Origin of the sequence: Huaxiibacter chinensis (assembly GCF_022171985.1) — a bacterium.
Taxonomy (GTDB): Bacteria; Pseudomonadota; Gammaproteobacteria; order Enterobacterales; family Enterobacteriaceae; genus Enterobacter; species Enterobacter chinensis_A.
This window is the reverse complement of the sequence record NZ_JAJVHF010000001.1, coordinates 24,693-37,998: the sequence shown is the minus strand read 5'-3', so window position 1 is coordinate 37,998 and position 13,306 is coordinate 24,693. Positions and strand designations below refer to the sequence as shown.

Sequence of the window (13,306 nt, the reverse complement as noted above, 5' to 3'; positions counted from 1 at the left end):
AGAACTATATCCTTGTCGGTCGGGGGCTTCCGTGAGTGATTGGTTTCGGCGTGTAACCGTTTGTACAACGCCGGGGCACGCCCCGGCGAAGGCATTACAAATAGCGTGAGGTGAGATGTTCGCGGAAGTAGCGAATATTCAGATCTTCCCCTGTCGCCTGTGTAATAAGCTGTGAGGTGGTAAAGCGGCTACCGTGCTGCCAGATATTCTGGCGAAGCCACTCAAAGAGTGCAGAGAAATCACCTTCAGCGACGGACGCGCTCAGGCCCGGCAGGGCCGTTTTGGCCGCGCTGAACAGCTGTGCAGCATACATTGCACCGAGCGTGTACGACGGGAAGTAGCCGAAACCTCCGTCGGTCCAGTGAATATCCTGCATACATCCGTTACGATCGTTACCTTTCGTCGACAAGCCGAGCCAGGCCTGCATCTTTTCATCCCACAGGGCCGGGATATCCTCTACCTCGATTTCCCCGTTAATCAACGAACGTTCGATCTCATAGCGTAAGACCACGTGCGCCGGGTAGCTCACCTCATCTGCATCGACGCGGATATAGCCAGGCTTCACCCGCTGGTTCCAGGCAATAAAGTTTTCTTCGCTAAAGGCGGCCTGGCTGCCGAAGCGGGCATGAACCGCCGGGAGGAGATGTTTAAGAAATGCGTCGCTGCGTCCAAGCTGCATTTCAAAGAACAGGCTTTGTGATTCATGAATCGCGGTAGATCGCGCCAGCGCGATGGGCTGACCGAGCCAGTTTCGCGGTAAATTTTGTTCGTATCGTGCGTGACCTGTTTCATGGACTACGCCGAACAGCGCGCTGAGCAGTTCATCTTCATCATAACGGGTGGTGATACGTACGTCTTCGGGCACCCCGCCGCAGAAGGGATGCGCGCTTACGTCCAGGCGGCCGGCGTTAAAATCAAAGCCGAGCATTTTCATGGCTTCCAGACCCAGTTCGCGCTGAACGGCCGTCGGGAAAGGGCCTTGTGGCGGGACAAAAGCGTGCTGCGATTGTTTTTCTACCACCCGGGTCAGGAGATCCGGCAACCAGGTTTTCATGTCGCCAAACAGCCCGTCCAGCCGTGCGCTGGTCATGTCCGGCTCAAACAGATCGAGCAGCGCGTCGTAAGGCGTACAACCTTTCGCGTCTGCACGCAGTCGAGCCTCTTCGCGGCTGAGTTTAACCACTTCTTTCAGGTTGGCGGAAAAGCCCTGCCAGTCATTGGCGGGGCGTTGCGTGCGCCAGGCGTGCTCGCATTTGCTACCTGCCAGCGATTTGGCTTCAACAAGGGATTCCGGCAGCAAAGCGGCTTGCTGATAATGACGTTTCATTTCACGCAGGTTGGACTGTTCAACATCGTTCAGATCTTCACTTTCGGCTGCGGCCAGCCAGTCTGCCACCTTTTTATCCGTCAGTATTTGATGCTGCAAAACGCTCATTTCGGCCAGCGCTTCACCGCGTGCGGTGCTGCCGCCCGGCGGCATCATGGCGAACATGTCCCAGCTGGCGATGGAGGAGAGGTGAGCGAAACGATGCAGTCGCTGAAAGGTACGGGTGAGTTGTTGATAGTTGTTTGTCATAGGATCCTGTCAGGAATTTTATTCTTCGGTATGAGTGAAACGTTAAAAAAAGGTTGCGTTCAACTATCCACGCCAGCCGGGGCATGTCAATCATTCATATACCCAAAGACAGTATGAAAAATGATCGTTCGATCGGTGTTAACGATCAATAAGTTAAATTCATTTGATAAATCCTTTCAATGGCTTACTCTATGGGGGTTTTGCTTAATATGCCAACACCAGCTGAAGCAAAACGGACTGTTGAAAAAGCAGTCAACTAAAAAGGCCACGCGTTTGCGTGGCCTTTTTTTGTACTTTAGACGAGAGCAAATGACCTATTGTCAAAGAGGCGGGGTAGTGAGGCTATCGAGGTCAACTTCTGCATCGGCGTTCTCTATGAGTCTCGCAATGGCGAGCAGTTCGTTAAATTGCGTCAGCAGCATTTGTGCATCCGAGCGCAGAAGATCGTCAGATAACTCCATGGCAGAGTTAATGGCTTTATTGACACTTTCAACCATTTTTTCTACTCCGCCATTTTTGCCGACGGTCAGCAAAAGGGCGCTAAGCATCAGCGACTGTGCTTCTACCTGCGCGGTAAGCAGTTTTGCTTCCGCATCCATTTTTGAAATCTTGGCAACCATGCTGATGATGATATTTTTCATTTTTACCCCCGTTAATAATGCCCTGATTGTAGCGTGGCTAAAGAAGGAAACAGTGACGGTGGGTAAATATTTTAACTGGATATATCAGCGCAAACGTTTATGCACGCTTGCCCCGACCAGAAGGGCCGCGCAAAGCATCAAAGCGATGAAAATACCCACCCCGTTCCAGCCATAGCGATGCCAGAATACACCTCCAAGCGTGCCGGCGATACTGGAACCAAGATAGTAGCTAAACAGGTAGAGCGAAGAGGCCTGCCCCTTGGCGCGGCGCGCGCGTGGGCCAATCCAACTGCTGGCAACGGAGTGTGCAGCAAAAAAGCCCGCTGAAAAAAGTAACATTCCCGCAAATATCAGCCATAAAGAGGAAAACAGCGTCATCAGCAGGCCCAGCAGCATCACGCCGGTTGAAGCCAGCATGACCGGGCCACGGCCATAACGGGTGGTCATTGCCCCGGCTCTGGGCGAACTCCAGGTCCCGGTGAGATACGCCACGGAAAGCAGGCCGACAACGGCCTGGCTCAAATGCCATGGGGAGAGCATTAAGCGATAGCCAATGTAGTTAAAGAGCGTGACGAAAGATCCCATCAACAGAAATCCGGTCAAAAACAGGCGAGGTAAACCTTTATCTCGCCAGTGCAGACGAAAGTTAATTAATAATGTCTTAGGACGTAAAGCGGTGGGCCGAAAATGGCGCGATTCGGGCAGGATTTTCCAGAACATTAAGGCGGAGGCCAGGGCAAAGCAGCCGATGACCGCCAGGGCGATACGCCAGGTGAAAAAGTCGGTAAACAGCCCGCTGAGCAGGCGTCCACTCATCCCGCCAATTGAGTTACCGCTGATATAAAGCCCCATCGACAGGGCGACAAAGCTCGGGTGGATCTCTTCGCTCAGGTAGGTCATCCCAACGGCGGCCACGCCGCTTAACGATAAGCCAATCAGTGCTCGCATGAAAAGGATCCCGTGCCAGCTGGTCATCATGGTTGAAAGCAGGGTACAGACGGAGGCCAGTAACAGCGCCGTCACCATGACTTTTTTGCGGCCGATCGCGTCGGAGAGCGGGCCGGTGAAGAGTAAGCCAATCGCCAGCATCCCGGTTGAAATCGAGAGCGAAATACTGCTGGCCGCAGGCGACACGCCAAACTCATGCGACAGCACGGGCAAAATCGGCTGTACACAATAGAGCAGGGCAAACGTCGCCAGACCGGCGGAAAACAGCGCCAGCGTAACGCGCATAAACTGAGGGGTACCACGTTTTATAAACTGAGCGGGCTGGGTCACGGCGGGTGAATCATCAATATCGCTTACCGGAGCGTCATTGACGGTGGTTGAACGGCTCACATCGGGTCCTTGCGTTGGGGGTATGCTGTTTAGGGTAGGAAAATGTAAATATTCTGTCTAATATATTAATAATCTCAAATGATACGTATAAAGTATGAATATAGAGTTACGTCACCTGCGCTATTTTATCGCCGTGGCTGAAGAGCTGCATTTCGGACGTGCCGCTGCGCGGCTTAACATTTCTCAGCCACCCTTAAGTCAGCAAATTCAGATGCTTGAGCAGCAGGTGGGGGCGCGACTGCTGGCGAGAACCAACCGTAGCGTAAGCCTGACCGCCGCAGGCAGGCAATTTCTTGCCGACAGCCGCCAGATTCTGAGTTTAGTGGACGAAGCCGCCGCCCGGGCGGAACGTCTCCACCTGGGCGAGACCGGCGAGCTGCGCATTGGGTTCACCTCCTCGGCACCTTTTATTAGTGCGGTGTCAGAGACGCTATCCTCGTTTCGTCGGCATTATCCCGATGTCCATATCCAGACGCGGGAAATTAACACCCGTGAACAGATCGCCCCGCTTAATGAAGGCTCGCTGGATTTGGGACTGATGCGCAACACCCAACTTCCGGATACGCTGGCATGGCAGGTCATATTACGCGAGCCTTTGCTGGCGATGATCCCCCGCGATCATCCTCTTGCCTCTCAGCCGACGGTGTCTCTTTCGGCGCTGGCGAAAGAACCTTTTGTCTTTTTTGATCCCCACGTCGGGACGGGCCTTTATGACGACATACTGGGGCTGATGCGTCGCTATGGGCTGGCACCGATGATTACGCAGGAGGTGGGCGAGGCGATGACGATCATTGGTCTGGTCTCGGCCGGGCTTGGGGTTTCTATTCTTCCCGCCTCGTTTAAACGCGTCCAGCTAAGCGAAATGCGCTGGGTACCGATTGCACAAGAGGATGCGATATCCGAAATGTGGCTGGTATGGCCTAAACATCACGAACAGAGCAATGCGGCACAGCGTTTCAAAGAGCGGCTTATTGCCGCTTCACATCATCACAATTAAGCGGAAATACCCACAAAAATGTGCGGTAAATCACATGGCTAAGTAAAAATTTGACGACTGCGGGTGAAGTGCTTCACCATAGCTAAAGTTTATTTCGAAGCGCGAAAATAAGGGAGTAACAGGTGGTTGCTGATAGTCAGCCAGGACACATTGATCAGATTAAGCAAACCAATGCGGGTGCGGTGTATCGCCTGATTGATCAGCTTGGTCCGGTGTCGCGTATCGATCTTTCTCGTCTGGCCCAACTGGCGCCCGCCAGTATCACCAAAATCGTGCGCGAGATGCTGGAAGCGCATCTGGTGCAGGAGACGGAAATTCAGGAACCCGGCAGCCGTGGTCGTCCGGCCGTCGGCCTGGTGGTCGAAACCGAAGCCTGGCATTATCTCTCTCTTCGTATTAGCCGCGGTGAAATTTTCCTCGCGCTGCGTGATTTAAGCAGCAAGCTGGTGGTGGAGGATCGGCTGGAACTTCCGCTTCAGGCCGAACAGACCTTGCTTGAGCGCATCCTGACCCATATCGATCAGTTCTTTATTCGTCATCAGCAAAAGCTGGAGCGACTCACCGCGATCGCAATAACGTTGCCGGGAATCATCGATACCGAGAACGGTATCGTTCACCGAATGCCCTTCTACGAAGATGTTAAAGAGATGCCGCTGGGTGAAGCCTTGGAAAAACATACGGGCGTGCCGATCTATATCCAGCATGATATCAGCGCCTGGACCATGGCGGAGGCGCTCTTTGGTGCTTCGCGCGGGGCGCGGGACGTTATTCAGGTAGTGATTGATCATAACGTAGGCGCAGGGGTGATCACCGATGGACGCCTGCTTCACGCGGGCAGCAGCAGCCTGGTCGAAATAGGCCACACGCAGGTCGATCCCTATGGCAAACGCTGCTACTGCGGCAACCATGGCTGCCTGGAAACCATCGCCAGCGTAGAGAGCGTGATGGAACTTGCCCAGCTGCGTTTGAGCCAGTCAATGAGTTCCTCGCTGCACGGCCAGCCGCTGACTATTGATTCATTGTGCGATGCGGCACGGCAGGGCGATCTGCTGGCGAAAGACATCATTACCGGCGTGGGCAGTAACGTTGGACGCATCCTGGCCATTATGGTCAATCTTTTTAATCCGCAAAAAATCCTCATCGGTTCGCCATTGAACCAGGCGGCAGATATTCTGTTCCCGGCGATTGCTGATTGTATCCGCCAGCAGTCACTGCCGGCATACAGTAAAAATATCGCGGTCGAGGGAACCCAGTTTTCCAACCAGGGCACCATGGCCGGTGCGGCACTGGTTAAAGATGCTATGTACAGCGGCTCACTGTTGATTCGTCTGTTACAGGGTTAACTCTTTTCCACTGATTTACGAAAAATTGCGCTATCTCAAGCTGGCGTGTTCACGCATACCTTAGACTCACTCCACTGAATTATTTAGGTGGTTTATATTTTCAAAGCATAACGGTGGAGTAAGTGATGCTTAAGCGTTTCTTTGTAACGGGTACTGATACCTCTGTTGGTAAAACAGTGGTCTCCCGCGCCTTGCTGCAGGCCCTTGCGGCAAGTGGTAAATGCGTGGCTGGGTACAAACCGGTCGCGAAAGGAAGTAAAGAGACGCCAGAAGGACTACGCAATAAAGATGCGCTGGTTCTGCAAAGCGTCTCCAGCCTTACGCTGCCTTACGAGGCAGTGAACCCCATTGCGCTTAGCGAAGATGAGAGTAGCGTCGCGCACAGTGGCCTGATCGATTACACCTTGTTATCGAATGGCTTGCTGCATCTCAGCGAGCAGGTTGATCACGTCGTGGTGGAAGGCACGGGCGGCTGGCGCAGTCTGATGAACGACCTGCGCCCCTTATCTGAATGGGTTGTGCAGGAACAACTGCCTGTGGTCATGGTTGTCGGCATCCAGGAAGGGTGTATCAATCATGCGTTGCTGACCGCGCAGGCTATTGCGAACGATGGCCTTCCGCTCATTGGATGGGTGGCGAACCGCATTAACCCGGGCCTGGCGCATTACGCCGAAATTATTGACGTCCTGAGCAAAAAATTGCCGGGGCCGCTGGTGGGCGAATTACCTTATCTGCCGCGCGCCGAACAGCGTGACCTAACGCCCTACATCGATTTGGCGATGTTCGGCGACATGCTCTCCGTAAATCGAGTTGTGGCGTAAGGTCCGCGACAGCACGGAAGCAATAACGCAGGCAATCAGTAAACCGGGCAGAAGGACATACTGCCCGGTCATTTCACAGACCATCAGCGCGGACATGATCGGCGCGTGCGTCGTCGCTGCAAGCAGGGTTGCCATTCCGGCCAGCCCCGCCAGAATCGCCATTTCAGTGCCGGGAAAGCCCATCGAAATCACCTGAGCAAACAGCATACCTGTGGCCATTCCCACGAACAGTGTTGGGGTGAAAACCCCGCCCGGTGCGCCTGAGCCGCTACTGGCTAGCACCGCCAGCAGTTTGCAGATAAAAATGCCGGCGATGACGGACAGCAAAGGAGGCGACAACAAAAAGGCCTGCACCACGCTGTAACCGTTGCCCCAGACCGTCGGCGTCAGCAGGGACAACGCCCCAACGATCAATCCGCCCAGCGCCAGCTGCCAGGGCGGGGAAAGTTTAAGGCGTAAAAAGAGCGAATGGCTGTACTGCATCAGCCACATCAACAGCGGACCGCACAGTCCGGCCAGCAGACCTGTGCCTACCATAAGCGCATAATCCAGCGCGGTGAGCGTTCCGCTTAACTTAACCTCGTACAGAGTAGTAGCCCCCGGGCTGAGCAGGTGCGTGGTTAAAAGTGCGACCACTGCCGCGATAGCCACGGGTCCGAGTGAGGCCAGCATTAAGGTGCCAAAGAGAATTTCCGCAATAAACAGGCTGCCCGCCAGCGGTGCGTGATAAGCACTGGACATCCCGGCCGCGGCTCCGCAGGCGATCCACAGTTTCCATTCCGATTTTGGCGTATAGCGCCGGGCAAATAACGATGCGGCAAGGGCGGCCAACAGGATCATTGCCCCTTCGCGACCAATGGCGCTGCCGCTTGAGACCACCAGCAAAGAGGCCAGTGATTTGACCAGACTTCCACCGTAATCGAACTGCCCCTCGTCGGTGTCGAGGGCTTCCATGTAATCCGTGGGGGCATGGGGGCGTTGCTGATTCAGCCGTTGCCAACCCCAGAGAAGCAGACCTGCCGCAAGGCCGCCGAGGGCAGGCGTCAGTGCCCGACGCCACGGCGCGAGCTCACTGGCCGCCGCGACCAGGCTTCCGCTATGGTTACCTAAAAACAGCCCTTCGAGTAAAAACATCGAATGGCGAAAAACCGCCACGGCGAGCGCGGCGAGTACGCCGATCAGGGTGGCAATCAGTAAACGGCGGAACATCGCGCGAATGTCCGGATACACGTGAAGACGTTGCATGGTGATTCATCAGGCAGGAGCGATACGATATTGTGCGGTGAAAACGTGGGGTTAGCAAAAGTTATGCGTGCGAAAAAGGCAAACCCGGCATCAGGAAAGACTGCCGGGCAGGGGGATTAACTGTCGGTGTGAATATTCAGTGCACGACGCGTACGGCCGGAGCTGAGGTATTCCGCAATGTAATCCTGCGAAATTTCGCCGTTATAGCGACCCTCTTCATCCACGATAGGCATCCAGCTGGTATTACTCTCGTAAAGCCGTGAGAGCACCACACGCAGGTTATCTTCAGCTTTACCGGTCATGCGGAACGGATGCAGCATGTCAGCACACGAACCGGTAGCATGGCGTGCTTCGCGACGCTTAACAAAACCTAATGGTTTGCCCTGCGCATCTACCACCGTTATCGCGCGGATGTCGTTGTCATCCATCGTGGCAAAGGCTTCGGACAGAGAGGTAGATTCACGGACCGTCAGGGTCGGCTGCTGATCGGTGACGTCACCGGCAGAGACCAGAAGCAGGCGTTTCAGCGTTCGGTCCTGGCCGACAAAGGAGCCGATAAACTCGTTCGCCGGTTTCGCCAGCAGTTCATCGGGGCTGGCGCACTGTACGATGCGTCCCTGACGGAAGACCGCGATGCGATCGCCCAGCTTCAGCGCTTCGTCAATATCATGGCTCACCAGCATGACGGTTTTTTTCAGCTTTCTCTGCATCTCCAGGAACTGATTCTGGATCACTTCACGGTTGATCGGGTCTACCGCGCCGAAAGGTTCATCCATCAGCAGTACCGGAGGATCCGCCGCCAGGGCGCGGATCACGCCGATACGCTGCTGCTGGCCGCCCGACATTTCACGGGGATAGCGGCTAAGGAATTTATGCGGGTCCATCGCCACCATATCCATCAGCTCTTCGGCGCGGGCTTTACAGCGTGCCTTGTCCCAGCCGAGCATGCGCGGCACGACGGTAATGTTGTCTTCAATGGTCATGTTCGGGAACAGACCGATTTGCTGAATAACGTAACCAATATTGCGACGCAGGGTCACCGTATCCATAGCGCTGGTGTCTTCACCGTTGATCAGGATTTTACCGCTGCTCGGGGTAATGAGTCGGTTGATCATTTTCAGGGTGGTGGTTTTACCACAGCCCGATGGGCCGAGCAGTACGCACATTTCACCTTCAGGTACGTTCAGATTAACGTTGTCCACGGCCTTAAAGGTCTGGCCGTTTTTCTGTGAAAATTGTTTGGTGAGGTTTTCCAGTTTTATCATTATCGAATCCCCTTCGGAGTCAGTGCGATCTGCAATCGATGGAGTAACCAGTCGAGCACAATCGCTAAAAGACAGATCATTAATGCGCCAGCAATCAACATACGAATATCGCTACCGCCAATACCGTTCAGCAGTAACAGCCCCAGGCCGCCGGCGCCAATGACCGCGGCAATCGCCATCACGCCGATGTTCATCACGACGGCAGTACGGATACCGCCGAAAATCACCGGAAGCGCCATCGGAATTTCGACCCAGCGCAGACGCTGCCAGAAGGTCATGCCAATCCCGCGACCCGCTTCACGTAATCCGGGAGGCAGACTGTCGAGCGCGGTATGGGTGTTACGCACAATCGGCAGTAACGAGTAAAGGAATACCGCGGTAATCGCGGGCAGGGCGCCAATCCCCTGGCCGACCATCGAAAAGAGCGGGATCATCAGGCCAAACAGGGCGATGGACGGGATGGTCAGGACAATGGTGGCAATCCCGAGCACCGGCGTGGCCAGCCACTTGTGGCGGACGATCAGGATACCCAGCGGGACGCCGATAATAATCGCCAGCCCAACGGCCAGCGCGACCAGCCACAGGTGTTGAAACGTCAGCGAAAGCAAATAACCCCAGTTATCAATAATGTAATGAATCGTCTCCATAGCGCCTCCTTACAGCAGCTTTTTGCTTTGCAGGAACTCACGCGAAACCTGCTGCGGTGACTGATGGTCGATATCCACCCTCTTGTTCAGTTCGGTGATAACGTCGTTATTTAACTGGCTGGAGAGGGTATTTAAGGCCTCTTCCAGGCCCGGATTCGCCTCCAGCGTATCCTTGCGTACCACGGGCGTCACCGCGTAGCTCGGGAAGAAGCCTTTATCATCTTCCAGCACCTTCAGATCGAAGCCTTTCACGCGCCCGTCGGTGGTATAAATCAGCCCCGCCTCGACGAAGCCGTCGCGCACGGCGTTATAGACCAGGCCCGGATCCATCTGACGGATCTGCGGGCGATCCAGCGGCATGTTATAGGCGGCCTGCAGCGGCTTCATGCCGTCGCTGCGCCCGGAAAACTCCAGATCCAGCCCCAGCAGCCAGTTATTATCCGGATCGGTTTTGCGAATGTGTTCAATCTTCGCCACCAGCTCGGACATCGTATTGATGTTTTCGGCTTCCGCACGTTTGCGCTGCATGGCGAAGGCGTAGGTATTATTCATGTCAGCCGGTTTCAGCCAGACCAGACCATGTTTTGCATCCAGGCGTTTCACCGTCTCATACGACTCTTGTGGTGACATGCGTTTGTTGATGTGGTTGAAGATAATCAGCGAGGTACCGGTGTATTCCCATGTCATATCAATCTGTTTATTGATCATCGCATTTCGGGAAATCACCGTGGCAATGTTGGTTTTGGGCTGGACTTCAAACCCTTTCTTTTGCAAATACTGCACGGTCATTGCTGACAAAATGTGCTGCTCGGTAAAACTTTTTGTCGCCAGAATCAACGGGGCAGCGAGCGTCTGGCTGGAAAAGAGCGCAGCGGCGCACAGGGCCGTCAGGCCAGAAAGCAGTCTCATAAAAGCTCCTTGTTATTGTTATCGTGCGATGTGTGGGCTCATCACACGGCCCAGTAAGGCGAGCAGCGTGTCCAGAATCAGGGCGAATAAGGCGGTGGCGGCGGCGCCCAGAATCAGCGTCGGGAAGTCGTTAAGATAAATGCCCGGGAAGATCAGTTCCCCGTAACTGCTGGCGCCAATGAGGAAGGCCAGCGGAGCCGTGCCGACGTTAATCGCCGTTGCAATGCGAATGCCCGAAAGCATCACCGGCCAGGCGTTGGGGATTTCAACCTGGCGCAGACGCTGCCATTTGGTCATGCCGATACCGTTGGCAGCCTCCAGCAACGAGGCCGGGACGGAGCACAATCCTGCATAGGTATTGCGCACAATCGGCAGCAGAGAAGCCAGAAACAGCGCGATAATGGCCGGCGTATCGCCTATGCCCAGCACGACCATCGCCAGCGCCAGCACCGCCAGAGGAGGCAGGGTATTCCCGACGTTAAAGATCTGCATCACATATTCCGCTATACCGCGAGCGGCAGGGCGGCTCAGCAAAATTCCGCTGGGGATCCCGACCAGAAGTGCGAAGAACATGGATGAGAAAACCAGAATCAGATGCTGTTGACCCAGATAAAGCAGATCAACCCGGCGCGCTTTAATCGTCTCGAGTCCAATTCCCCACGTCAGCAGGGCAAGGACCACGGCGATTGCGCCGATAAATAACAGCGTACGTTTCAGTAATGATGATTGCATTGCGGTGTGTCTCCCTGTGCGCATGCGTTATAGCAATCCGCTGATTGCCTGTTGTTATGCCATGTTTCGGCAGGGGTAGATGACCTATAGCAAGCGATTGGGAGAGGTTCCAGCGAAGCGGCAAAATAAATGCGTGCTGAAAGCAGTATAAACAGAGGGTTACGCCTTATGGCGTCAAGGGTGAGGGCGACCAGGCAGAATAGTCTGAAACAGAAAGTGAAAAAGTGACGTTGTCACAAGTAGGGTGTTACCCGCACGGTATTCGTGCGGGTGGCTGGATTAACGGTAGAGCGGTTTTTCCGCAACGGGAATGATGAGCGTGGATTGCCAGTCAGCCAGCGTCAGCTGAGCAAGCCGGGCTAATGCGACATAAAACGGATGACCGGCTTCCTCAATAAAGACGGTCAGAAAACGGTGGCTCCAGGGCAGCAGATGCCAGGCCAGCAATTGAGCGCGTTCCACTTCTCGCCCGTTCTCTGCCAGCCAGGCGGCGAGCATGAGCAGGGTACCAAAATGGTCTTCGGGTTCGTTTTGTTTCATTTCGAAGGCGATGCCGTTTTCGCGCATCCATTGACGCAACGCAAGGGTGGAATCACCAAACAGAACGGACTCACGATCGAGCCACACGGAGCCCCACGGCGGCGCAGGTAGCGCCCAGGGTCCGATAAACAGACGCTGCCAGGCATCGGGCAACGGCTCATCTGACGGCGATTTCATCGCGCTGGCAAGCGGCAACAGGCTTTCCGACGTTAGCGGCCAGTCCTGATACCAGTCGGTGGAGGTTAATGCCGCGACCAGCGGAGATGCTTGTTCACTGTCAGGGGCAAAATAAAACAACGCACCCAATACCCGGGCGCTAAAAGCAAATCTCTCGCGTTGTGAAACGTCTCTCATTACTCTGTTCCTTACTCGCACGGCCAGCGCCGTGCGTCTGTGTTAACCGGCAACTGCCATACCCACGGTCATGTGTAACCCGTAGAACATTCCCCGGCCTATTAATTCACCTGCAATGACCAACACCAACCCTACGGCCAGCCCAGCCGACAGCGGGTCTTTACGTCGGACCAGCGGACAGATCCAGCACCCCAGTCCAGCGGCGATCAACGCGATTCGCCAGACCTGTAGTGAACCATAGTCAGGCAGAAGCGCGCTGGCTTGCTGCACAGAGCTGTGGATCGTATCCAGATGCGTGCCCTGTAGCACAATAATCGCCACCACGGCGAACAGTGCCAGCACGCTGACTGACGCGCCCATTGTTCCTCTGAGCGGAATGCTGGAACCGCGCAGCAGCAGAGCAGCAAACAGAGGGCCGCTTACCAGTGCGGTCAGGAAGAAGGCCAGCGTTGTATAACCCGTATACCAGGTAGGTACCGTCTCAATCTGGTAGACGCGCGTCATGGCCCAGATAAAGACAATACCGAGCGCCATGCTGACCATCAGCCAGATTTTACCCAGCGCAACGGGCATCTTACGCACGACTGAAAGCAACCACCAGAACCCACCCACGGCAAAAAAGAGGGAGCCTGCCGCTATCTCGTTACTTAACGCCGAGGCGCCAATACGGTTCAGGGAGTTAAATGCGCGTAATGGCGAGCCCAGATGTAGCACCGAGGCTATAAACCCTATGCCCATGACCAGCCATAAAAAGAACATGCTGCGTACGAGGCGGTCGCGCGCGGCTTCCTCTTTCAGGTTAAACCAGGCGATGCCGCAGACAATTAACGCGCCGGCCACGCACTGCCCGAAGACGGTGAAAATTACCAGCGGCCATTCATGCCATCCACTTCCCATC

The 13,306-nt window shown here is 55.0% G+C and carries 13 protein-coding genes; 3 read left to right on the top strand and 10 right to left on the bottom strand.

Annotation, left to right across the window (positions count from 1 at the left end):
• Positions 1 to 94: 94 nt before the first annotated feature.
• The 3 genes from LZP96_RS00200 to ynfM all read right to left on the bottom strand — a co-directional run bounded on the left by LZP96_RS00200 (position 95) and on the right by ynfM (position 3,555).
• Complete coding sequence (locus tag LZP96_RS00200; RefSeq protein WP_258925592.1) at positions 95 to 1,576, bottom strand: carboxypeptidase M32; 1,482 nt, start codon at positions 1,574 to 1,576, stop codon at positions 95 to 97.
• A gap of 320 nt (positions 1,577 to 1,896) precedes the next feature.
• A complete protein-coding gene (gene iraP, locus LZP96_RS00195; protein ID WP_064325949.1) occupies positions 1,897 to 2,217 on the bottom strand; it encodes an anti-adapter protein IraP in 321 nt (106 codons plus the stop codon).
• 84 nt (positions 2,218 to 2,301) lie between these two features.
• Positions 2,302 to 3,555 carry a multidrug efflux MFS transporter YnfM/SxtP(Kp) gene (ynfM, locus tag LZP96_RS00190; protein WP_258925591.1) on the bottom strand — a complete coding sequence of 418 codons (1,254 nt, stop codon included), beginning with the start codon at positions 3,553 to 3,555 and terminating at the stop codon, positions 2,302 to 2,304.
• A 94-nt stretch (positions 3,556 to 3,649) separates the two neighbouring features.
• Between ynfM and ynfL the strand changes: the two genes are divergently transcribed.
• The 3 genes from ynfL to bioD all read left to right on the top strand — a co-directional run bounded on the left by ynfL (position 3,650) and on the right by bioD (position 6,716).
• Positions 3,650 to 4,552 (top strand): multidrug efflux transcriptional activator YnfL/SxtR(Kp), encoded by a 903-nt coding sequence (ynfL, locus tag LZP96_RS00185; RefSeq protein ID WP_258925590.1) that lies wholly within the window; start codon positions 3,650 to 3,652, stop codon positions 4,550 to 4,552.
• A 122-nt stretch (positions 4,553 to 4,674) separates the two neighbouring features.
• Positions 4,675 to 5,895: a sugar metabolism global transcriptional regulator Mlc gene (gene mlc / locus LZP96_RS00180; protein WP_064325952.1), complete on the top strand. Its 1,221-nt coding sequence runs from the start codon at positions 4,675 to 4,677 to the stop codon at positions 5,893 to 5,895.
• Positions 5,896 to 6,020: 125 nt separating this feature from the next.
• On the top strand, positions 6,021 to 6,716 hold the full coding sequence (gene bioD / locus LZP96_RS00175; RefSeq protein ID WP_064325953.1) for a dethiobiotin synthase: 696 nt from the start codon (positions 6,021 to 6,023) through the stop codon (positions 6,714 to 6,716).
• Here bioD and clcB read toward each other — a convergent pair.
• The 7 genes from clcB to LZP96_RS00140 all read right to left on the bottom strand — a co-directional run bounded on the left by clcB (position 6,651) and on the right by LZP96_RS00140 (position 13,305).
• A complete protein-coding gene (gene clcB / locus LZP96_RS00170) occupies positions 6,651 to 7,961 on the bottom strand; it encodes a voltage-gated ClC-type chloride channel ClcB (RefSeq protein WP_064325954.1) in 1,311 nt (436 codons plus the stop codon). The genes bioD and clcB overlap by 66 nt on opposite strands.
• 116 nt (positions 7,962 to 8,077) lie before the next feature.
• Positions 8,078 to 9,226 carry an osmoprotectant ABC transporter ATP-binding protein OsmV gene (osmV, locus tag LZP96_RS00165; RefSeq protein WP_064325955.1) on the bottom strand — a complete coding sequence of 383 codons (1,149 nt, stop codon included), beginning with the start codon at positions 9,224 to 9,226 and terminating at the stop codon, positions 8,078 to 8,080.
• Positions 9,226 to 9,873 carry an osmoprotectant ABC transporter permease OsmW gene (gene osmW, locus LZP96_RS00160; protein WP_064325956.1) on the bottom strand — a complete coding sequence of 216 codons (648 nt, stop codon included), beginning with the start codon at positions 9,871 to 9,873 and terminating at the stop codon, positions 9,226 to 9,228. Before osmW ends, osmV begins: the two co-directional genes overlap by 1 nt.
• Positions 9,874 to 9,882: 9 nt before the next feature.
• Complete coding sequence (osmX, locus tag LZP96_RS00155) at positions 9,883 to 10,782, bottom strand: osmoprotectant ABC transporter substrate-binding protein OsmX (protein WP_064325957.1); 900 nt, start codon at positions 10,780 to 10,782, stop codon at positions 9,883 to 9,885.
• An 18-nt stretch (positions 10,783 to 10,800) separates the two neighbouring features.
• The gene (gene osmY, locus LZP96_RS00150) at positions 10,801 to 11,514 is read right to left on the bottom strand and encodes an osmoprotectant ABC transporter permease OsmY (protein ID WP_064325958.1); all 714 of its coding nucleotides are present in this window, start codon (positions 11,512 to 11,514) and stop codon (positions 10,801 to 10,803) included.
• Between the two features lie 279 nt (positions 11,515 to 11,793).
• Positions 11,794 to 12,408, bottom strand: coding sequence for a Tat proofreading chaperone DmsD (gene dmsD, locus LZP96_RS00145; RefSeq protein ID WP_064325959.1), 615 nt, complete (start codon positions 12,406 to 12,408; stop codon positions 11,794 to 11,796).
• Positions 12,409 to 12,450: 42 nt separating this feature from the next.
• A complete protein-coding gene (locus LZP96_RS00140) occupies positions 12,451 to 13,305 on the bottom strand; it encodes a dimethyl sulfoxide reductase anchor subunit family protein (RefSeq protein ID WP_064325960.1) in 855 nt (284 codons plus the stop codon).
• Position 13,306 lies beyond the last annotated feature (1 nt).

Excerpts from the sequence above, each read along its gene's own strand:
- LZP96_RS00200 (WP_258925592.1), bottom strand. The coding sequence starts at position 1,576 with ATGACAAACAACTATCAACAACTCACCCGTACCTTTCAGCGACTGCAT.
- iraP (WP_064325949.1), bottom strand. The coding sequence starts at position 2,217 with ATGAAAAATATCATCATCAGCATGGTTGCCAAGATTTCAAAAATGGAT.
- ynfL (WP_258925590.1), top strand. The coding sequence starts at position 3,650 with ATGAATATAGAGTTACGTCACCTGCGCTATTTTATCGCCGTGGCTGAA.
- bioD (WP_064325953.1), top strand. The coding sequence starts at position 6,021 with ATGCTTAAGCGTTTCTTTGTAACGGGTACTGATACCTCTGTTGGTAAA.
- clcB (WP_064325954.1), bottom strand. The coding sequence starts at position 7,961 with ATGCAACGTCTTCACGTGTATCCGGACATTCGCGCGATGTTCCGCCGT.
- osmV (WP_064325955.1), bottom strand. The coding sequence starts at position 9,226 with ATGATAAAACTGGAAAACCTCACCAAACAATTTTCACAGAAAAACGGC.
- osmW (WP_064325956.1), bottom strand. The coding sequence starts at position 9,873 with ATGGAGACGATTCATTACATTATTGATAACTGGGGTTATTTGCTTTCG.
- osmX (WP_064325957.1), bottom strand. The coding sequence starts at position 10,782 with ATGAGACTGCTTTCTGGCCTGACGGCCCTGTGCGCCGCTGCGCTCTTT.
- osmY (WP_064325958.1), bottom strand. The coding sequence starts at position 11,514 with ATGCAATCATCATTACTGAAACGTACGCTGTTATTTATCGGCGCAATC.
- dmsD (WP_064325959.1), bottom strand. The coding sequence starts at position 12,408 with ATGAGAGACGTTTCACAACGCGAGAGATTTGCTTTTAGCGCCCGGGTA.
- LZP96_RS00140 (WP_064325960.1), bottom strand. The coding sequence starts at position 13,305 with ATGGGAAGTGGATGGCATGAATGGCCGCTGGTAATTTTCACCGTCTTC.